This is a genomic window from Thalassotalea sp. PLHSN55 (assembly GCF_052030545.1).
Classification (GTDB): domain Bacteria; phylum Pseudomonadota; class Gammaproteobacteria; order Enterobacterales; family Alteromonadaceae; genus CANMXU01.
Genome location: NZ_JBPDIH010000001.1, coordinates 703,798 through 725,171 on the forward strand (window position 1 = coordinate 703,798; position 21,374 = coordinate 725,171).

The 21,374-nt window shown below is 38.2% G+C and carries 17 protein-coding genes and 1 tRNA gene; 11 read left to right on the top strand and 7 right to left on the bottom strand.

Annotation, left to right across the window (positions count from 1 at the left end; all coding sequences use genetic code 11):
- Window positions 1–2,748, bottom strand: a complete 2,748-nt coding sequence (locus ACRRSQ_RS03080; protein WP_440874225.1) for an ATP-binding protein — start codon at window positions 2,746–2,748, stop codon at window positions 1–3.
- 221 nt (window positions 2,749–2,969) lie between these two features.
- On the opposite strand from ACRRSQ_RS03080, the gene ACRRSQ_RS03085 reads away from it, so the two are divergent.
- From ACRRSQ_RS03085 to ACRRSQ_RS03095, 3 genes are all read left to right on the top strand, one after another.
- A complete protein-coding gene (locus tag ACRRSQ_RS03085; protein WP_440874226.1) occupies window positions 2,970–3,389 on the top strand; it encodes a hypothetical protein in 420 nt (139 codons plus the stop codon).
- Window positions 3,389–4,477, top strand: coding sequence for a porin (locus ACRRSQ_RS03090; RefSeq protein ID WP_440874227.1), 1,089 nt, complete (start codon window positions 3,389–3,391; stop codon window positions 4,475–4,477). The genes ACRRSQ_RS03085 and ACRRSQ_RS03090 overlap by 1 nt, the downstream gene beginning before the upstream one ends.
- Before the next feature lie 83 nt (window positions 4,478–4,560).
- Window positions 4,561–5,319 (top strand): substrate-binding periplasmic protein, encoded by a 759-nt coding sequence (locus ACRRSQ_RS03095; RefSeq protein WP_440874228.1) that lies wholly within the window; start codon window positions 4,561–4,563, stop codon window positions 5,317–5,319.
- Window positions 5,320–5,323: 4 nt separating this feature from the next.
- Here ACRRSQ_RS03095 and rrtA read toward each other — a convergent pair whose 3' ends face one another.
- A complete protein-coding gene (gene rrtA, locus ACRRSQ_RS03100; RefSeq protein ID WP_440874229.1) occupies window positions 5,324–5,944 on the bottom strand; it encodes a rhombosortase in 621 nt (206 codons plus the stop codon).
- 151 nt (window positions 5,945–6,095) lie between these two features.
- Between rrtA and ACRRSQ_RS03105 the strand changes: the two genes are divergently transcribed.
- Together ACRRSQ_RS03105 and ggt are read left to right on the top strand one after the other, a co-directional pair.
- Complete coding sequence (locus ACRRSQ_RS03105; RefSeq protein WP_440874230.1) at window positions 6,096–6,689, top strand: tRNA-uridine aminocarboxypropyltransferase; 594 nt, start codon at window positions 6,096–6,098, stop codon at window positions 6,687–6,689.
- A 69-nt stretch (window positions 6,690–6,758) separates the two neighbouring features.
- Entirely contained in the window at window positions 6,759–8,522 is a 1,764-nt protein-coding gene (gene ggt / locus ACRRSQ_RS03110; RefSeq protein ID WP_440874231.1) for a gamma-glutamyltransferase, read from the top strand.
- A gap of 76 nt (window positions 8,523–8,598) precedes the next feature.
- On the opposite strand, the gene ACRRSQ_RS03115 is transcribed toward ggt, so the two are convergent.
- From ACRRSQ_RS03115 to ACRRSQ_RS03125, 3 genes are all read right to left on the bottom strand, one after another.
- Window positions 8,599–9,033: a hypothetical protein gene (locus ACRRSQ_RS03115; RefSeq protein WP_440874232.1), complete on the bottom strand. Its 435-nt coding sequence runs from the start codon at window positions 9,031–9,033 to the stop codon at window positions 8,599–8,601.
- 153 nt (window positions 9,034–9,186) lie between these two features.
- Entirely contained in the window at window positions 9,187–10,155 is a 969-nt protein-coding gene (gene cysK, locus ACRRSQ_RS03120) for a cysteine synthase A (RefSeq protein WP_440874233.1), read from the bottom strand.
- A gap of 389 nt (window positions 10,156–10,544) precedes the next feature.
- Entirely contained in the window at window positions 10,545–12,797 is a 2,253-nt protein-coding gene (locus ACRRSQ_RS03125) for a DUF5916 domain-containing protein (protein WP_440874234.1), read from the bottom strand.
- Window positions 12,798–13,229: 432 nt separating this feature from the next.
- Between ACRRSQ_RS03125 and ACRRSQ_RS03130 the strand changes: the two genes are divergently transcribed.
- From ACRRSQ_RS03130 to ACRRSQ_RS03150, 5 genes are all read left to right on the top strand, one after another.
- Window positions 13,230–13,967 (top strand): DUF599 domain-containing protein, encoded by a 738-nt coding sequence (locus tag ACRRSQ_RS03130; RefSeq protein WP_440874257.1) that lies wholly within the window; start codon window positions 13,230–13,232, stop codon window positions 13,965–13,967.
- A 39-nt stretch (window positions 13,968–14,006) separates the two neighbouring features.
- Window positions 14,007–14,498 carry a DUF2919 family protein gene (locus ACRRSQ_RS03135; protein WP_440874235.1) on the top strand — a complete coding sequence of 164 codons (492 nt, stop codon included), beginning with the start codon at window positions 14,007–14,009 and terminating at the stop codon, window positions 14,496–14,498.
- 173 nt (window positions 14,499–14,671) lie between these two features.
- A complete protein-coding gene (dnaQ, locus tag ACRRSQ_RS03140) occupies window positions 14,672–15,400 on the top strand; it encodes a DNA polymerase III subunit epsilon (protein ID WP_440874236.1) in 729 nt (242 codons plus the stop codon).
- Window positions 15,388–16,689: a TIGR03503 family protein gene (locus tag ACRRSQ_RS03145; RefSeq protein ID WP_440874237.1), complete on the top strand. Its 1,302-nt coding sequence runs from the start codon at window positions 15,388–15,390 to the stop codon at window positions 16,687–16,689. The genes dnaQ and ACRRSQ_RS03145 overlap by 13 nt, the downstream gene beginning before the upstream one ends.
- Before the next feature lie 173 nt (window positions 16,690–16,862).
- Window positions 16,863–16,939, top strand: a tRNA-Asp gene (locus tag ACRRSQ_RS03150).
- Between the two features lie 155 nt (window positions 16,940–17,094).
- Here ACRRSQ_RS03150 and ACRRSQ_RS03155 read toward each other — a convergent pair.
- Together ACRRSQ_RS03155 and ACRRSQ_RS03160 are read right to left on the bottom strand one after the other, a co-directional pair.
- Window positions 17,095–18,693 (bottom strand): transglycosylase SLT domain-containing protein, encoded by a 1,599-nt coding sequence (locus tag ACRRSQ_RS03155; protein ID WP_440874238.1) that lies wholly within the window; start codon window positions 18,691–18,693, stop codon window positions 17,095–17,097.
- A 108-nt stretch (window positions 18,694–18,801) separates the two neighbouring features.
- A complete protein-coding gene (locus ACRRSQ_RS03160) occupies window positions 18,802–19,389 on the bottom strand; it encodes a hypothetical protein (RefSeq protein WP_440874239.1) in 588 nt (195 codons plus the stop codon).
- Between the two features lie 182 nt (window positions 19,390–19,571).
- On the opposite strand from ACRRSQ_RS03160, the gene ACRRSQ_RS03165 reads away from it, so the two are divergent.
- Window positions 19,572–21,263: a hypothetical protein gene (locus tag ACRRSQ_RS03165; RefSeq protein WP_440874240.1), complete on the top strand. Its 1,692-nt coding sequence runs from the start codon at window positions 19,572–19,574 to the stop codon at window positions 21,261–21,263.
- The last annotated feature ends 111 nt before the right edge of the window (window positions 21,264–21,374 follow it).

A 21,374-nucleotide genomic window follows, 5' to 3' on the forward strand; every position in this document is an offset into this window, starting at 1 on the left:
TTATGCTGGTTGTAAACTCAAATTCTCTATTTCAGCGTAAAGCTTATCTGGTTGGATAGGTTTAGGAATATAAGCATTCATACCAACGTTGTAACACTGTTGAATGTCATCATTAATCACACTAGCAGTTACTGCAATTACCGGCGTTTCGGGTAATTGGTGGGCCTTTTCGAAGGCTCGAATATCTTTGGTTGCATCAAATCCATCTTTAACCGGCATCATCAAATCCATTAAAATAATATCGAAGTTTTGATCCTTACGGTATAGGTCGACGGCTTCTTGACCATTATTGGCGATTTCGAATTGGTAACCTTGTTTATTAAAGATCAGTGTGGCAACTTTTTGGTTAATACGATTGTCTTCCGCTAGCAATATTCTAAGTGGTTGAGCTGAGTCTTTATTAGCTGATATTTCGGGCGTTGGCGCTTTAGAGTGATTTGTTGTTGCGCTTGTTGCTTGTTCTGCTAGATCTTTTGGTGGCACAGGCACAGGCACAGGCACAGGTTGCGTAAGCTGGTTTGCACAGCTTTGCAATGCTTTTTTAAGTTGGTTGCCAAACAAAGGGGCATGGACTAAGGCAGAGACGCTGTTATCGTAGTTTTCTGGCTTTGCATCAAACGGTAAGACAAGGCACAGAGCTATTTTTTGACCGTTATCAAGGCCCGAAAAATTTAGGGCTTGTTGACTAGGCACTTTATTATCGGCTTGACGAATCACAATATTTTTACTGTTAGGCTCTAATGAAATATCATTTATTTTTTGTTTTATTAGATAATTTGTAATGTTGAAAAATGCTAACTCTTGGCACAATGTTTTGATCACTTTTTCATCGTGGCCAAGAATAATAATGTTAATGTCATCATCAATGATAGGTTTTACCCATTCTTGAGTAACGGCACTGTAAGGCAATTTAAAATAAAAACGACTACCTTTGTTTTTATCGGAAACTAATGAGAGTTTGCCCCCCATTAAATGAATAAGCTCTGTACTAATAGCGAGCCCTAAGCCAGTACCGCCAAATTCTCTGGTGGTAGAAGTATCTTCTTGTGCAAAGGGTTTGAAAATATGTTGCTGTTGCTCTTTATTTATCCCAATGCCGGTGTCGATAACCTCAAAAAGCATGTGTTGTTCATCTTCAGTATCAACTTTTACGTTTACGGTAATTTGTCCTTGCTCGGTAAATTTAACCGCGTTCGACATTAAATTCATTAAAACCTGTTTAAGGCGATGGTCGTCACACAAAATAGTCGTTGGGATCTTCTCATCTAGGTTTATTTCTAAGCCTAAAGCCTTCGCGCGAAGTTGTGGCGCAACTATCGTTGTTACATCATATATCGTTTGGCGTATTGAACTCGGGTACTTACTAACCACTAATTTACCAGACTCAATTTTTGAAAAATCAAGAATATCATTGAGCAAACTCAGTAACGCTTGTGCTGAGGTTTCAATGGTATCGATATATTCTTTTTGTGTTGCGTTTAAGGTTGTATTTGCGAGCAAGTCTGAAATGCCAATAACGCCATTTAATGGCGTACGGATTTCGTGCGACATATTGGCTAAAAAGCTACTTTTAGCGCGACTTGCCTGTAATGCTTGTTCTTTAGCGGCGACTTCTTTATTTTTACTCGCAATTAAATCTTGCTGATTTTTGTTGCGCTCAATGGTGAGGCGCTCTACTTTTTTGGCAAAACGTTTGAGTTCATCATTGCCATGAATTCGTCGCGTTAATGATGTGTTTGTATCATGGTCACTTTCTAAATAATTGAGCACTTGGTTTAGGTTATTGGTGATCCTGCGAGCTAATGCAACGCCAAAACTAATAACAACTAGTAGCGTGCAGCATATGACCATGATTAAAAAAATACGTTTTTGCTTTAGCTCTGCCAGCTCATTGGTTAGCTCTTTGTTTAACTGCACATTTAGGGCATTTGCAACAGTTTGAATTAAGCTTACTCGTTTTATCAAAGCAATATTGCCAGCGGCAATATCATTGCTTGTTAACTGAGTAAACAGTTCTTTGTCTAATAATTTTTCTCTGTAAATACTGCTTTGCTCAAATGCTACATCAGAAAATGCCGCAAGCATCAAAGCGACTTGTTGCTCATTAGCATTCATGGCAATAAAACGTTCAATAAAGAGTTGCTGATTTTGAATGAGCGCATTTATTTCAGCGCGTATTTGAGGGGAGAATTCTGTCTCGGGCGAACTTAACACCTGACTTTGCCATGTGTCTTCTTTAAGCCAATATAATAACCATTTTAGCTTTATCAAAGCACTTAATTGTTGGCTGATACCCGAAATATTAATCGCCGATATTTGGCGTTCTAACGTTAACATCAATTGTTTGTGAACGTCTCCTTGCCAAAGCACAGCGTCGTAAAGGCTTTCGTTGTCGTCAAAAAACGATATTGTTTCTATAACATCTTTGTATTCGTTAATCAGTTGAACAAGGTGTGCTTTCTCTGACGGTGACGTTATTTTATTAACTTGTGCTGTGAAGGCGTTAAGGTTACCCAAGGAAGAGGAAAGTAGTGACTTGTCCCTAAGCAATAGACTGCTGCTATGAAGTTGTTCTAGAGATGCGATAAGTTGAATCGTTTGGCCAGCTTTAGCCAGGTTCTTCAAGTGTTTATTTACCTCATAAATTTGAAGGTAAGATAAAACAAAGATCACCACGGAAGGTAATAATACTAATCCCCAGATTTTTTTGCGAATACTGAGGTAATTCCACATGCGAGATTTCAACATCCGTTTACCATATGCTCATCCTTTTATTGCTATAGTAGACCAGTTTGGTTTTTTTTTCATTTATATAATTAAATGAGCTTGTTAACTTGGCATTTTTGTCTAGACTACAGTTAATAATGGACAGTATTTGTGGCTATTACGGTATAAGGATGTACACGTTAATGTTTTCAGTTAACTCCTTTTTAACTTCATTCCCCATATTCGCTAAATGTAGTGTAATAGTGTTTTTAATTACTATTAGCACTTATTCTAATGCGCAAGCTCATAGCCGTTATGCGGTATTTACCCTCAATGACAAATTCAGTGCCTTAAGTATCAATAAAGTACGAATGTTGTATCGTGGCAAGGTAAAAATGCTGCAAGGAGAAAAAATTGAATTATGTGATTGGTCTGAAAATAATCAAATAAGAAGCGAGTTTTACCAAGCATTATTGGGCAAAGATATTGCGCAAATGAATGCCTATTGGGCAAGTTTGTCTTTTTCAGGTAAAGCACGTCCTCCTAAAGTGATTAAAGATGACTCGATTAACAGCCAACTAAAGTGGTTAAGTGAAAAATCAAGCAGAATTGGTTACGCACCAATTGATGCATTGCCAGAAGCAGCTAATGTGCTATTTATTGTGACTAAGGAGAGACACTAATGCGCAACAGGTTACTCGTGTTTTTTATTTCAATAATGTGGAGTTTTGCCAGTAGTGCCACGATTGAATTAACAGAACAATTATCGATAAGTGGATTTGGTTCAACCTCTTGGGCTAAATCAGACAATGATACTGCTGTAATCATAAACCATAGTATTAGCGATTCGAGTTGCTTTGACTGTGATACCACATTTGGCATTCAACTTGATTATTTTAATGATGCATTTAAAGCGTCGGTTCAACTGGTTAAACGCCCGCAAGATAATTGGAGTGAACCTGAGTTAGAATGGGCTTACGCTGGTTATAGTGTCAATAATTTTGAATTTAGAGCAGGGCGTTTGCGCTTACCTATTTTTCTGTTATCTGAATACTATTATGTTAATCATGCCTATACATCGGCTAGACCACCTGAAGAAGTTTATAATTCAATTTTAGGGATCACGGCATATACAGGTGCAAGTGTGGTTTGGTCTACCGAGCTATTTGAACAATATCAACTTTTAGTCACACCATTTGTCGGTATTGAAGAAACCAATACGATTGATATAACACCGACTTTAGATGTCTCGCTAGATATCGATAAAATAGCGGGTATTAACTTTCTCTTTTCGGCTGACTATTACCGATGGAATTTTACCTATTTTACCTCTGACTTTACTCAAACGGTGCAACTAACCAATGCGATTCCTGGTATACCTTATTTAGAAATTCCGTATGAAGAGGAAAAGCTTGACCTATATTCACTTGGTTTTGAGTATGAGTTTGGGCAAACCGTGCTAACAGGTGAGCGACAAATAAGTAATATTCGTTCAACTTGGTATGCCAGTTTAGCGTATCGAATGGGGAAATTTACGCCTTATATTTCTTATGGCGAAAATGACGCCAAAACTGGGCAGTTTTCCAGTTATGGTGGCAAAACCGGTAGTAGCTTTATTACCGGCCTTAGGTATAACGTTAAATACAATATCTCTGTCAATGCAGAGTGGCAGCAGTTTAAAAGCTATGCTGGTCAGCGTGGCTCGTTTGTTGAAGTGCCTATAGAGCCTGATGCTAACCTATATACAATTATGTTGAATTTTGTGTTTTAACACCAAAGTAAAAAGGTGAAAAAATAGCGGATTCGTTAGGTGATGCTAGTATTAAGTAAAGCGGCATCGTTGGGGAGAATAGTGTGATTAGAATATTATTTACTCTTTTAGTTGTGTGTTTTACTACCAGCCTTAGTGCTTTTGAGGCAAATAAGCCCGAGCAAACATTTATCGTTAGTTTTGGTGTTCATAATGGCCCTCCATTTGCTTTAATTGAAGGTGATAGACTTGTTGGTGGCATTATTAAAGATGTTGCTGAGGAAATAGCTAACGAGCTTAATATTATTGTTAGCTATGTTAAAGTGCCGAGAAAACGACAAGAAAACTACCTTAGTAAAGGCATTGTACATGCTAATTTAGTCAGTAATCCGCAGTGGTTAAAAAAGCGTGAGTTATTAAATTGGTCTGAACCACTCTTTTTTGATCAAGACGTACTAGTATTTCAACAATCAAAAGCTAAAAGTAAATTGTCTGAAGTGGCTAATATGACAGTTGGCACGATCAGAGGATATACCTATCCCAATATAGAAAAATATTTTGCGCGTGGTGATATGTTGCGCAGTGACGTGGGCAATATTGAATTAAACTTTATTCGCTTAGAAAAGGGGTGGATTGATACTTTTGTTGGTTCAAATTTACTCATTCAAAATTCATTAAAGAACATGGCTCATCCTGAGCTGTTTGAAGTATCTCCGTTTTCTATTAGTGAGCATGGTATTTATGCGGCGCTATCGCCAAATTCACCTGTTTCCATTGCGCAATTTAATCAAGTTTTAATACGATTAAAAAAACATGGTGTTATTGATGCCATTTTAAATAAATACAAAATTGTTGAAGAATAACGCGTTAAATTGATGGCTGTGGACCTACTGGTGAGTTTGGTTTATTTAGAATAATTGTTATTACTGCGACAATTGTGCCCGCAATTGCGCCATATAAGTGAGCATCTACGGCTACGTTAGCTGCTATTAAGGCAATGGTGTCTTCACTAGCGCCAAAATACTGTTCATGCGCTATTTTTAACCAAACACCAATTAACAATAAATAGCCTGTTTTGTCTTTTTGTAAAACATCCATTATCGCTCCCCAAACAAAAATACCGTGCAAAACGCCAGATAAACCAACGTATTGGTTAATTTCCGGATTAAAAAAATAGATACCTAGGCCAGTTACTAATGCAGAAAAAATAAAAAGTACGCTGTAATTTTTAACAGAATATGCGTGTCCATGCAGCGACCAAAGTAATAGTAAGCCACCAAGGTTTAACAACAAATGGTTTAGGTTGGTATGAAAAAAATGACTTGAAAACAAACGCCAATACTCGCCATTTTCAATTAAACTTTTTTTGTATATCAAGCTTGCTGCCAGCTGACTGTCAAATATAAAAGCAAGAGCCGATAAAATAAGGACAAATGCAGCCGGTAAATACTGGGTTGGTTTAACAGGTAAGTTTTTGAACGTAATCATCAATTAACCAAAGAAAAAATAAAGAGCTGTTTGGTAAAAAGGCTACTTTATCAGGAATTAACACAATAGTATTGTTTACTTGTAGCAACTAACTATTCATTGTTTTTTGAAACTTGCTAAAATAGTGCATTAATCCATTATAAATGCGCTTATGACTAGAACTGTTTGTTATCGCTGCCAACGACCTGAAAGGGCCTGTATTTGCCAATTTTTTACTTCGATAAATAACGCAGTTAATGTCGTTATTTTACAGCACCCAACAGAAGTATCACAAAGTAAAGGGACTGTCCCTTTACTATTTCATTCGCTGTCTCAATGCCAAATTATTGAAGGTGAAGACTTTACTGAGAACCCACAATTAAATGCATTGCTTAACGATAAGTCGAAGCAGGTATTGTTACTTTACCCAAGTGAACAAGCGATTGAGCTAACTCAGCTTTGCAATTCGACTAATGTCAGTATTAATAATGACGAATTAACCATTATTTTATTAGACGCAACGTGGAAAAAAGCCTATCGAATGTATATGTTAAGTCAAAATTTACATCAACTTGCGCATATTACTTTACCTGTTGGTATAAAAGGTTTGTATGATATTCGTTCAACCACTAAAAAACATGCGTTATCAACTTTAGAAGCCTGTATTCACGCGTTAACCATTTTGGAGCGAGATAGCGATAAGTATCAAAATATTTTAAATAATTTTGTTAAATTTAATCAATTTCAGTTAAGGTTTAGACCTTAGTTTCTCGGCTAATTTCATTGCCTGTTACTTGCGATGTGCTTTTTTTATTTGCTCTACTTTAGGATTTTTATGTTTAAGCCCGTTTATGTTGCCCCTTTAGCAACAATACTTCTTACCAGTGTTATCTCATACTCCGTTTTTGCAAATACGCCACAAAAAAGAGAAGACCGAGAGCCAGAAGCTGCAACAGGTGTTATTGAAAAGAAAGTAGTTAGTGCCAAAAAGTTTATGGTGTCTGCGGCAAACCCCTATGCGAGTGAAGCAGGGTTTAATATTTTGCAAAAAGGCGGTAGTGCCGTTGATGCAGCCATTGCTGTTCAATTAGTGTTAACCTTAGTTGAGCCACAGTCATCTGGCATTGGTGGCGGTGCTTTTATGCTGCATTTTGACCAAAAATCTCAAAAACTCACCAGTTTTAATGGTCGAGAAACTGCACCGAAACTGGCAACTTCAGATATGTTTTTAAATCAAAATGGCCAGCCTATTCCATGGCGAGAAGCTATTGTTGGTGGTCGCTCTGTTGGTGTTCCCGGAGTGCTTAAAGCACTTAAAAGTGCGCATGATAAGTATGGGGTTCTACCTTGGCATCAGCTTTTTGAAGATGCCATTGCTTTAGCAGAAAATGGTTTTGTGGTGTCTCCGCGTTTAGCCCGTTTAGTGGCTATGAAACTTAATCCGGGGATTTGGAAGTTAGATGATACTCGTGCCTATTTTTTTCCAAATGGAGAAGCGATAAAGGCCGGAGATACCTTGGTTAATCAAAAATTGGCTAAGGCTTACCGAAGCATTGCAAAAGACGGCATTGAGGTGTTTTATCAAGGTTGGCTTGCCAAAGCTATTGTTGAAAAAGTACAACAGGCACCGATAGCGCCGGGTCGTTTGCGACTTGAAGATATGCAAAAATACCAAGATCAGCAATTAGACGCCATTTGTCAGCCTTATAATCAATACAAGGTTTGTGGAATGGCGCCGCCGAGCTCAGGTGGATTAACGGTGTTGCAAATGTTAGCCATGCTTGAACCATACCATTTAGCCCAATATCAACCAATGGATATCGACGCACTGCATTTATTTACCCAAAGTTCACGCTTAGCTTTTGCCGATAGAAATCAGTATATTGCTGATCCAGACTTTGTCTCAGTGCCTGTTAAGGGGTTGCTAGAACGTGATTATGTAAAATCACGTTCTCAGCTTATCGATAAAGAAAAAGATAATCACTCTGTTATTGCAGGAAAGCCTGATGGCGCAATTGCAAGGGCAGATCATCAAGGTTATAACTTACCATCGACTAGTCATTTTTCGATAGTTGATGGTAAAGGCAATGCGGTTTCTATGACCACCAGTGTCGAAATGGCCTTTGGCTCCGCGCTAATGGTTGAAGGCTTTATTTTGAATAATCAATTGACCGACTTTTCATTTAAATCAAAAGAAAATGGTCAATGGGTGGCGAACCGAGTTGAACCATTAAAGCGGCCGCGTAGCTCAATGTCTCCTATGATGGTATTTAACCATGATAAGTCGTTAAAGCTGGTGATAGGCTCGCCAGGCGGAAGTCGAATTATTAATTATGTTGCCCATGCCATTATCGCGACGCTTGATTGGCAACTGCCGGTACAACAAGCAATTAATTTACCGCGTATCACTAATCGTAATAAGGTGACAACACTAGAGCGTGGCACTGAAATGGAAACATTAAAACCATTATTTGAAGCTAAAGGACACAAGGTAAGTATTCGTGATTTGAACAGCGGCATTCATGCTATTGAAGTAAAAAATGGGACTTTATATGGCGGTGCAGATCCTCGAAGAGAAGGTGTTGCACTAGGCTTGTAGGGTGTTTAGCTTAAGATATGTCTTGCAAAAAAGCCATGTTTAACAACATGGCTTTTTACATCATTGAACAGGAAACTTAGAACGGATCTTTTAAGATTTTATCTAATACCCATTTATCTTTTTTCTGTATCATCAGCACTCTTTTTACATCTTTAAATTTTTCATTATTGTACGTGCCGTTAAAATATAATGTAATTTTGGCTGAGTCTTTAAACTGCTCTCTAATTTTTACGCCACTATCATCAGGGCTCACTTCAACTTGATCATACGACATATTAAATAGATGACGCGCTACAGCTTGTGACGAGCGGTAGTGCAAAATTATGCGTGATAGTTGAGGGGAGCACACCGATGCTGCTTTTTTAATATCTTTTTCATTATAAAGGGCATTAAAAAATGCAACGGCAACTAATTCAGGGTTATCAATTTTAGTGATTTCTTTTTCTGAGTCGGTGCAAGCAGTTAGCAAAAGCACAGAACCTAGCACTATTGATTTAAAAAGATTTTTCATATTTGTCACAGCTTTTCAAGTTATTGTTTTCAATGATATGTCTGTCTTTCATCATAGCGTATTCTAGTCAATAATGGCTATTGAAAATCTCAATTAAAAAACAAATAAAAAAGGCGCCGAAGCGCCTTTATCATTTACATTGATGCGTTAACTTTATTGAACAAGTTCTTTATCACTGAAAGTATCAGTGAAAAGAGCACTTGATAAATAACGCTCTGCAGAGCTTGGTAGAATTACAACAATGTTTTTATCTTTGTTTTCTGGCTTTTCAGCTAGACGTTTTGCTGCAACCACTGCTGCACCTGACGAAATACCCGCTAAAATTCCTTCTTCTTTCATTAGGCGGTGAGACATTTGCATTGCTTCATCATTCGAAACTTGCTCAACTGCGTCAATCACTTCTAAGTCTAAGTTACCAGGAATAAAACCAGCGCCAATGCCTTGAATTTTATGAGGACCAGGCGTTAGCTCTTTACCAGCAAGCTTTTGAGTAATAACAGGTGAGTCTGTTGGCTCAACGGCAACTGACGTAATAGCTTTGCCTTTAGTTAGCTTTAAATAACGGCTTACACCTGTAATTGTGCCGCCAGTACCAACACCAGCAACAAAAATATCGACATTACCATTGGTGTCTTCCCAAATTTCTGGGCCAGTAGTCTTTTCGTGAATTTCAGGGTTTGCTGGATTATCAAACTGACCAAGTAACACGTACTTATCAGGGTTAGAGTCTTTGATTTCTTGTGCTTTAGCAATAGCACCGTTCATCCCTTTAGCGCCGTCAGTTAATTCTAATTTGGCACCTAAAGCGGCAAGTAACTTTCTACGTTCTAAACTCATTGTGTTTGGCATAGTTAAGGTTATGCCGTAGCCACGAGCGGCCGCAACAAACGCTAATGCAATACCGGTATTACCACTGGTAGGTTCAATAATTTCTTTACCTGCAACCAACTCACCTTTTTTTTCTGCGTCCCAAATCATGTTTGCGCCAATACGACATTTAACACTAAAGCTTGGGTTTCTTGATTCTACTTTCGCAAAAACGTTACCGCCGGTTACTCGGTTAAGTTTTACAAGAGGGGTACGGCCAATACTGGTTGAATTATCTTCAAAAATTGTAGACATAATATAATCCTTTGAACTATTTATACTTATTCATGTTGGTAATAAGTATTGAATAAAGTGTTAAAGTTACTCGTAAAATGACCAACTTTATTTGTGTTAACTATTTAGCTCTTGCTTAATATTTGACTATTTAACGAGAGTTTTGATATCAGTGAATCTAACTTATAGGTAATAAATCGAAAAAAGCCACTATTCACAATACATAAGCCTTTAGATTATCGACTTATTAGAGAAAAAGAAGTGACATTTCGTTATAACTTATTCATAAAAAATGGAATAAAAATTTAATTTTATATAGCTTTTGCAAATATCTAGTTGGTTCACTTTTCTCAATAAGTTGATTGAGTCATTTGCTTGCTAGATACTTTGCAGGCTAGTAAAAGTATTTACTAGTTTGGCATCCAAGCATAGCTCACTTTGGTGAAAAAGGTTCTTTCTTGTTGGGTCAGTGTTTTTAACTGATTATCTTGTAAGCTGTTGTCTGAGTAGCCTAAGAAAAATAATGTTTGTGGGTTTAATTTATAGGCATATATGAGCTGAGTCGACAATGCCTTATTGTGTTCGCTGCTATCACTTAAACTAAACAAGCGTTGATTTTGTAAAGGGTTAAACTCAATATCAGTGTAAACCATATTAAGTTTAATATAACTGCGCACGTCAAATTGATAAGACAACCTTACGTCAGCTATTTGCTCTTGGTAAATGTTTTCACCTTGGTTATCTAACTCGCTATAGGTATAACTAATATCAAGTTCTAGATGATCAGTAAGATTAACTAACACATGGTTCCAAATTTCATTAAAGTCGCCTAAGCGATTATTAATATAATCAATTCTTTTACCGGTAATAATAGAAGTCTCGTTATAAAAATTATTTACAGGCTGAATAAAAAAGTACATTTCTACTTCATTTTCGCTGAAATAGTCTTGCTCTAAGCCAAGTTTGTCAGCATGGGTCCATTTTAATTCTGCATAAGACAACATCGGGCCGTGAATACCGGTTGAAACTATTTGTGTTTTCTCAAGTAGCTTTCCATCTTCATCGTGTTCGATATACGCCTGTGCTTGAATATTGGCGTCAGACCACCAACTATCAACGTCACCATAAAAGGTGCGACGTGCTTTAAGCTTGTCTTGACGGTAGTTTGCTTTAGGCATAAATCCTAAATCGGCACGGAAATTTTTGCCGATTTGCTGATGGTGAGCGCTAATATCCCAATACTCAGACTGATGAACTAAGTCTAACTTAATCGCACTATCGGTAAACGATTCGTTGTTATTGTTCTGATACCCTTCAGGCATTTCTGTATTGGCTGACACTACTTGGGCTAATATCGAATTTGATTGGTCAAAACGATATTTGGTATCTAAACCGGTAACGATATTATGATAATTCTCACTGGCGCGAATGGTATTAATGACACCAACAGAGAAGTCATCGGTAAAATCATATCGATATTTGAATGCGGAAGAGTGGCTTTCTTCGTCAAGGGATATTAGGCGTGATGCTGTATTACCCGGTAAAATAAAATTTGTTTCCGTATCATTGGTGACGAAAAAACCATAGGTATGTTGGTTTTTGGTACCGGTTAGTTTAACGCCATAATCGGGATCCGCAATATTTCGGGTGTAGACTAAATCAAAGTTACTGGTAAAGTAGTCGGAATTTTCTAGAAAGAAGCTACGCTTTTCGTCATAAAAAAGTGAAAAGGTTTTATTAACACTAAGCTGACCTGCGTCAGATTCAACCGTTGAAAAGTCGGGGTTTAACGTTAGGTTGAGTAATGTATCTGAGCTTATTCCCCAGCGTAAATCTAAACCCGCTTCAATATCGTCATTGTCATGCCAATCATCATCACTTGCATAAACGTCTCTCGTTTGATTTTTGGCGGCGACTACCGTTGGTGTCAGGGTAATGTTTTTGCCAGCTTGAGCATTTTCAAAGCCAGAAATTTCAGGGTATTGACATAACCAACAGGCGTTATCACGATCTAAAGGAACGTGAGAAATACGTAAATTGGTATCTCTTGGATAAAGCCGAATAAGTTCAAAGGCCCAGGTTTTGTTTTCGTTAGACGGCTCAAAATTTAAAATATGAAATGGGATCGCAAGCTCAACTTGATAACCGTCGGCGGTCAGTTTCCCGTAAGATTGCCAAATGCCATCCCAAGCGTCGTTAGAATTGCCAGTCATTTCATTATAAATTTGATCGTGTTGCACGCCAAATGGGTTGACTAAAAAACTGTAATTAAGCCGTCTATTGTTCGCGGTATCTAATTTTATACCGACTAAATCATCGCCCCAGCGACTATCGCGATCAGCAAGTGCTGCAATAATTTTTTCGGGTTGTGGATCCTTGGCAATAAATGCAATGTAGAGGAATTGGCTGTTTTCGATAATTTTTGCGGTTGTTTTTACAGGCGCAGGTTGGTTATCCCAGGGGCTATTAACTAAATCTAGTGAAATGGTTAATGCGTTCTTCCATATTTCATCGTCAAGCGAACCATCAATGTTTGCCGATAAGGAGGATGTAGGAATGTTATATGGTGCACTAGAAGGAGCAAAAGAGCTTGCAAATGTAGAATTAGAAAACGCCCACAATAAAGCGCAAAATACAAAGAATTTTGTCCTTAAAATGCTCACATTTTCTCCCTAAAAAATACCGCTCATCAGTATTAGCTGACGTTTTATTATTGTTATGTTTTATATGAACATAATTGTTACAAAAATGTGTTGTTAACACAACTGTTACTTAAAGGATTAGCCACATTCGTACCATGGTTATAAAATTGTTTTATATTACCAGTGCTTAACTGGTTTATGCATTAGCGATACTGGCTTGTGGCTGAGATGGTGTTCTTTCAATGTTATGATTTATTAGCACAGTTTCGGTTTTATCGTAGTGAAAAGTTTCCAAAGTCGTGCTTTTTTAATAAGTGTTTATTCTATAACAACTGATGAACATTTTTTATGCCGGTTAGCGCTATTTAATCACGTAACTATTTGTTGGTAAGCCTCGAAAGTAAGACAAATTTTTTGCATAATACGTAAATGACATTTTGACGATATTTGATGATGCACATTTACTTACTCGACATTTTTGCCTTTGCCGTATTTATAACGTGTTGGTTTGGATACACTTTATTTGCACGTAAAAAAGCAAAAACAACTGATTGTATCGCGCGCTCTCTTCATCAAAACCGAATTCACTGGATGACTCAAATGCTTTCCCACGAACTTAGGGTAGGGGAAGCGTCTCTATTAGCCAATTTAGAACGTAATATAGCTTTTTTTGCTTCGACCACCTTACTGGTGTTAGCGGGTGTTTTGGCCTTATTTGGTCAAGTTGAAAAACTTGCGGATATTCTTGAGTCTATTCCATTTGCACAGTCGTCATTAACCTTTGCTATACAAATCAAACTGGCATTACTTGGTTGTATTTTTGTTATGGCGTTTTTCCAGTTTACATGGTCAATGCGTCAATACGGCTTTGTTAATGTAATGATTGGCGCGGCGCCTTATGACAAAAGTGGTACAAACGAAAATCTCAAAAAATATGCAAAACAAGTGGCGGTAGTGCAAGACCAAGCAGCACATGCCTACAATTATGGTTTACGGTCTTATTATTTTTCGCTTGCAGCCATTTGTTGGTTTTTAAGTCCAAGCGCCTTAATGATCGCAAGCATTCTTGTTGTTTACACCTTGTATAAACGTGAATTTACCTCTAAGGCGGTAACGGCCATTACGGCTGGTATGCATTATTTAGATATTGAACGAGACAAAGCTGCGTCAAAAGATTCAAGTAAAGGGTAATTGTTATAAATTCTAATTACTTGAGAGTGCATTCATCTTATGGCTAATCCATTGTATAAAAACTACTCATTAAACGACTTTGACAAATTTGATTGCTTAAAGCTGTCTATAGGCGTGTATTTGTTACTGATTTATTTATTGAGAGGTTATATCGTATGGCTAATGTCAGTGACTAACCTTAACGACAGAGTCGCGACAATCGCTTGGGTATATCCTGAGACATCTTTATTTTATTTGAGTTTAGTGTCGGGCACATTTGGACTCTTTTTTGTCTTCGTACTAAGCTTACGCCGCCCTGATGCGCACAAATGGGTTCAGTATTGTTGGCGACGTGCACGCTCGCTACTCGTTATTGCGTTAGTGTTTGATTGTGCAGTGAATATTATTGCCTTCCAATTTTGGCAACTTCTCCCGCTTAATCAGCTCATCGGGCAAATAGTGTTATCGGTATTGTTCGTGATGTTTTGTCTGCTGAGTACGCGTTTTCGAATAAACAGCCATGAGTTTCCCACTAAACTGCCTGAAAAATAGTTTAGCTTGTCACTAGAATACTCATTTGTTACTTCAATTTTTTCGACTAATTAACCAACCAATATCAACAACTGGCGATAATTTCAGTTTAACCCTAGCGTAATTATCTATAGTATTTAAGTACGCACTGTAAAACATTTATTTTAACTAATCTTTAATGTAAGGCATTACCTTTGAGCATTGACAATTCACAAGACCAACGTTTAATTATTCTTGATACAGAAACTACCGGTATAAATCCACGTGAAGGCCATCGTATTGTTGAAATTGGCTGCGTTGAAATGATCAACCGTCAGCTCACCGGTCGAACCTATCACGCCTATATCAATCCATTAATTGAAATGGAACAAGAAGTTATTGATGTTCATGGATTAACCAATGCTTTTTTAAGTGACAAACCATTATTTTCACAGGTCGCTGACGAATTTATTGAGTTTATACGTGGTGCTGAACTCGTTATTCACAATGCTAAGTTCGACGTCGGCTTTATGGATCACGAATTTAATTTATTAAGAAGAAACTTACCGTTAACCTACGATATTTGTACGGTGACCGATACTTTAAAAGTGTCTAAAGATGAATTTGGCTCGCCGAAAACCCTCGACTTTTTAGCTAAACACTATCGAGTAGACAAATTAATTGACCGTACTTATCACGGCGCATTAATTGATGCTCAGCTGTTAGCCTTTGTTTATATCGAGATGACACGCAAGCAGGCAACGTTAAATTTAACGGCATCTGAAAATGTCGCAGAAGGTGGCGACGCAAATGCAATTAGGCGATTAGCAAAAGATCGAACAAAACTTAAGGTTATCAATGCATCTGCCGATGAAGTAGTAGCACACAATGAACGCTTGGCGGTTGTCGCCGAAAAAGGAGCAAGCCCTATATGGCCCAAATGATTGGTTTAAAATCGACGTTACTTGCACTTTGCAGTATCGGTATGAATGTTCTTGCAGCCAATGCACAAGAGCAACAAACCGCGATTGAGTATTATCAGCATGACAATGTCACCAATCAAATCCCTTATTTTGACAATCGTTTTAGAATTGATGCGCAAGTAGATGAGTTAACTCTACTGTTTTATCGACAAAGCGGTTCACCGCCAGTTATTTTAGTGCAGCCTGACGGCACCAAGCTAAAAGTTAACTATGCGAAAGAGCTTGGCATTGAATGGTATGACGACCGCACATTCGACATGATCAAGCTTAAAAAGCCAATGCCAGGCCCTTGGCAAGCAATTGGAAATATATTACCAAATAGCCGCATTATGGTGATCTCTGAAGTTAAACTGGAAGTATCTCCATTACCTGAAATTCTCTTACAAGGTGAAACACTTAAAGTTGTTGGTAAGTTACTCAATGGCGAGGCTGCGATTGATAACCCAGATTTTAGAGATGTCATTAACTTAGATGTTGATTTTTTTAGTACCAATAATTCTGCCTTTGATAATTTTGGCGCAGAGCCAGTTAAATTAGCGTCTTTTCGAGATGACGGTTACGACTTAGATGAATATGCGGGAGATTCCGTATACACCGGCGAGTTCGAACTCGACTTTTCTCCCGGTGAATGGTTACCGATTTACCGCATTAAAATGCCGATGGCAACACGCGATTTACAGCAATCGCCTGTCATTATAAGACCGACACCTATCGATATATCGGTTGAAGTCACTGATGACGTTGAGAAGCAACACACCATTATCTTTTCAATAGACCCAACCTACGTCGACCCAGACAGCATTATATTGCAAGGTAAGGTTACATACCCTGACCGACAAGTTGAGCCTTTTTCAGTAATGGAAGGCAAGGGCGAGAGTCGTGAGCATAAAATTCCTTTTACTGAGGGCGGTGTACATCGAGTTAAAGTCAGCGCCTTTGGTAAAACCACACAAGGGCGAGAGTTTAGGTTGGTCACGCCAGAATTTAGTTTTAATGTCGAACGTGTTGAAGGCGGCTTAGAGGATTACGCATCAACAGATGAGCTTGATAGCGAAGCAGTAAAACAGAAAAGAGCAATAGAAGCCGAATTGGCCGCGCAAGCATTAGCAGAAGAACAAGAAAGATTAGCTGAAGAAGAAAAAGCGAAACAACAACAGCTTTATTTAATGATCGGAATAAGTAATGCAGTAGTCATTCTTTTGGGGGCAATTTTCATTTTTATGCGCATGCGCAAGAAAAAGAAAAAATAAATTTTGGCTAATTCAGCGAAAAACAGGGCTTTTTTGCTGTAAATTTCGACGTTTTGAGCAGCAAATGCGCATACAGTTAAATTTATCAAAAAAAGTGGTTGACGGCACAACCTCATAACCGTATTATCTCCGCCGCATTCAACGAGATGTTGTTGAAAGCAAAGATTTAACGCGGAGTGGTAGTTCAGTTGGTTAGAATACCGGCCTGTCACGCCGGGGGTCGCGGGTTCGAGTCCCGTCCACTCCGCCACTATTTACTAAATGCTTTAACGCTTACCTAGCAACCCCAATCAGTTTTATCTTCTGTTTTTTCAAAAAATTCAAGCTTCAAAAACGTCAAGCACCGATAAAAATATTCTCTATAGAGTCAATACACGCTACCTTTGTTGATGTCTCAATTTACGATCAACTGCCAACAACTTGATATAGCTTTTCTCTTGCAACAACGCGCTGCAAATAATGCCGTGTTTCTTGGTAGGGCAAATTATTTAATAGATATTGATAAACTTCTTCGGGTTGCATTGCATTAATTATTGGCACAGCTTGGCTAACACTGCGGCTACGATTTTTATTAAAACTGCGCGCAAGGTTACCACTACCGGTATTATATGCCGCTATCATGCAATAAAGCCTGCTTTGGTTGTTTTTAATCGCCCCTAGGTAGCGTTCATCAAGTAAATGCAAATAGGCAATGCCTGCTTCAATATTTTCATTAGGTTGAAATAAATAGCGAGACGTCATCGGCTTATCTTTGTTAAATAGAAAACGATTTACGTCTGTGCCCGCAGAATTAGGCACGATTTGCATTAAACCAAAGGCTGGAATATGTGACTGAGCTTTTGGGTTAAAATAGCTTTCAGTGTGCATAATGGCCAATACAAAACTCGGTGGTAATTGCCAGCGTTGACTTTGTTCCTTTACTTGGGCAACAAAAGGTTGGGCTTTAGCAAGTTCACTGCTTTTAGCTAAGGGAATGGTAACGGTTGTTATCTTTTGATTATTAGATGCCTGCTGCTGACTTTTCGGCGAGGGTAGTTGTTTTATGTTGTTAACTAATCGAGTTAAGCGCTCGGTTTGCTCTCGCTTGATCTGAATTTTTTCTTGGTGAATTTTTACTTGCAGCTGTTTTTGTTGCGCAGCATCAACTGAACGTTGCGCTTTTTTGTAGTTATGATTGTAGTCAGGAGTGTTGTCATGAGTGCTGTCGAGTGTTTTGCTAGGTCTATTGTTTTTGGGCGTTGGCTGAATAAGTTGATCATAAAGTTTATCTAGTGCTTGCTGCTGTGCGAGCATTTGACCGCGAACTTTTTCACTTTCCTTTTCATAAATATAGCGCTTATTTTGATGAAAACGATTGGTCGTCTCGCTCAACTTTCCTTCTTTTAGGTATTGTTCAAACAATAATTTATCTGCAGAGTGATAATCACTTTCTTGCTTCAATATACTGGCAACTACCTGCTTATTATCGGCATCTTTGCTTAATTGCTGCAGCGATTGTTTGATTTGCCCAGTGGTAATTGATTGCTCTTCATTGCTGAGCCAACTTAAACGCACTTCATTGTTAGCAAAGTCATAGACCACTTTTTCAGCATTACCGTTTGTTCCTTTTTGGTATTTTACGAATTGGCTTTTATTTGACAGCTCAGCATCTCCCCATTGCTTTAATAATTGATCTCGTCGATCATCAAGGGCGCTAAAATAGGCTTTTCGATATTGTTGGTATTGAGACAAATAATTATCTTGCCACTGTTTAAATTCGTTAAGCTGTGAGCTAGCCGAAAACTCTGTTGCTTGGGTTACTTGAGTTGCTTGCGCAGGTTGCACTGATTCCGTATGAGGCGCAGGGGATGAGGTTGGAGGTTTCGTGGAATAATTTTTTTCGATTGCTTGGTTTAATTCATCAAACGGGTCTTTTTCTTGTGAACCAGCTGTTTGCGCAATCGCTTGAGATAAAAATACGCAGCAGCTAATGCAGACTATACATGGTTGAATTATTTTCATCATCGCCCTTATTACTTATGAACAATTAATGCATTTTTGATATAGCGCCGTAACATTGCAATCACACTAAACAAGGTGTTATCAGCTTAGTGTGATTGTTTATAAATGGCTTTAGTTGGTTAAGCGCGCTATTTCTTTATCTAAGTCTTGCTCTGCCTTGTAGGCTTTAAACTCTTCATATAAGAATTTTTCATCTTGAGAATTTACAGCGCGTTTGCTTTCTTTGATCAACGAATTGAAAAGCTTTTGCGTGACTTCCGGTGTTAATGCCGTTAGTGCACAAAAATGTTCTTTGCCGGCAATATTAACCACGGCTGACTTTAATACGCGTGAGCCATTAAGTGTTTGTTTGGTGACTTGTTTAGATACCGAGCTAAAGGTATTACCGACCGCAATATCGTTATCTGCATCGGTGCGGCTAATATAGGTTTTATCTAAGCCTTCAATACGGGTTTCAATTTGCTGAGCTAACGCCAGTCTAGCATTGGCGGTTGCCATTTTTTTATCAACTGAAATGTTGCCCGAAAATTTAACGCAATCTGTGGCGCTAATACTGTTTTCAACATTTGGGTTTAACACCCAGTCAGGTAAGCTTTGGGTAACTTTGGTTGGCGTAATAATCTCGGTTTCTTTAGTTGAACTACATGCTGCGACAAGCGAGGTAACAGCGACTGCAAGAATAAGCTGGCGTGTTTTCATCGGATTTATCTTCCTTTCTTAAATCAAGTTACCTATCAGCATACCAGTTTTTATTCGCTTTTAAACGGGAAAATGATCTTTATAAAAATCAATTAAGGTATTGCCTGTACAGTTAATTCTGTTAGTGTGTGGAGTATGCAAAACCTTAAGGGAAAGCAGGCATTGTTAGCAGGCAAGGATAAATGATAAGAGTATTTTTTAGTGTTTTGATGCTTATTACTGTATCTGCTTGTTCATCATATCATCAGCAAAACCCGATAATACCTCTGCAAAATGGTCAATATTTGCAAGCTGAAAAAGCACTGAAAAAAAATCACCAATCTCAGTATAAAAATCGATTGTTGTTAGCGCTCGAACTTGGCGTGGTTAATCACCTTGAAGGTGATTATCAGCAAAGTAATCAACATTTTCATGATGCAGAAAAACTTATTGAGCAGCTCTATACGTTAAGCTTATCTGAAAGCCTTTTAACTTCAGTTACGGGGTCGAGTTATTCAACCTATAAAGGGCAAACGTTTGAATACGTTTTGGTCAACTATTACAAAGCACTTAATTTTTTAATGCTTGCTAGCGCAGAGCATAAACTTGACCAAGAAATGCTTGATAGAGCTTTAGTTGAAGTTAGGCGCTTAGGTAATCGACTAAGGGTTTTAACCGATAAAAGTGGCGGCTACCGTAAAAGTCATAATAAATCGACTGAAGCCCAAGTTTTTAGGTTATTGGAAAAAGCCCTTGGCCAGCGAGTTGATGCAGAAAAACTGATTTATAAGGATGATGCTTACGCTCATTATGTATCAGCGATTCTCTATGAAATGGCAGGCGAATTAGACAGTGCTCGTATTGAATATCAACAAGCTGCCATTGGCTATGAAAATGGTTTTAGCCAGCAATATCATCTCGCACCTAGTATTGCACAAGATGCTTGGTTTGATGTACTAAGAGTGATGCAAATAGCGGGTGGTTATGACCATGATTGGCAAGCTTTAGCGAAAGAGAAGTTGCCTGCAGCCGCAATAGATTCACTTAAACAAACCAAGAAAAATACCGGTGAAGTCTTTGTGCTGCAACATGTAGGCGCTAGCGCACAAAAGCGCACCTTAAATTTAACCTTATCGATTGATGAACATGCTAAAGCTTTAGTGTTAACACCGGTACTTATTGGCACGCGTGCTGAGCGAATAGAGCAGATGCAATGGTTTGAAATGCTCTATGCCGACAATGATTTGTTTGATGTTATTCAAAACTATATTAATGGCGACATCGAAGATGTGGTTTTAGGGTTATTTACCAAACGTATTCCTTTATTTGGTTTGTGGGATGATGCTGTTGATATTGGCTTGGTTGACGCGTTAGATATTCCTGCACGTGTCGCGGTTAGCTATTTTCCAAAAGCAAATAATGCGATGAAAAACAGCCAGCTGTATCATAATGGCAAACTGTTAACGTCACTAACACATGCTAATGCATTAAACACCATTGCCATGCAGCAACATTTAATACAGGCCAATCAAGAAATACAAATTGCCTTAACACGCGAAATTGCCAAAGCGTTAATGGTACAAAAAGTAAGATCGGAATTTGATAAAAAAGATCAAGGTGATTTAGGCATGTTGATTGGTTTTGCTGGGCAACTTGCCAATATGTATACCGCATCTGCCGATACGCGTAATTGGCTAACATTGCCGGAAAATGTATTTTTAGGTAGAGTTAACTTGCCAGTAGGTAAACAACAGTTAGAGCTAGTGACGACCTTTAAAAACGGTCACAAAACGCGGACAAATTTTCAGGTGAGCGTTAATGAAAAACGCCCTACAGTATGGAAAACGAGAACCTTTGAGCAGGGCAGTTTATCAATAAAACAAACTCCACAGTAACGTGGAATTTTTGCTTTATTTGCTAAGTAGAGTCTCCAAATTAAGCAATTAAGTGAATTATAAGCAACGGCTTTGACGCCGTTTTCAATTTAGATAACGTATTTTTTAAAG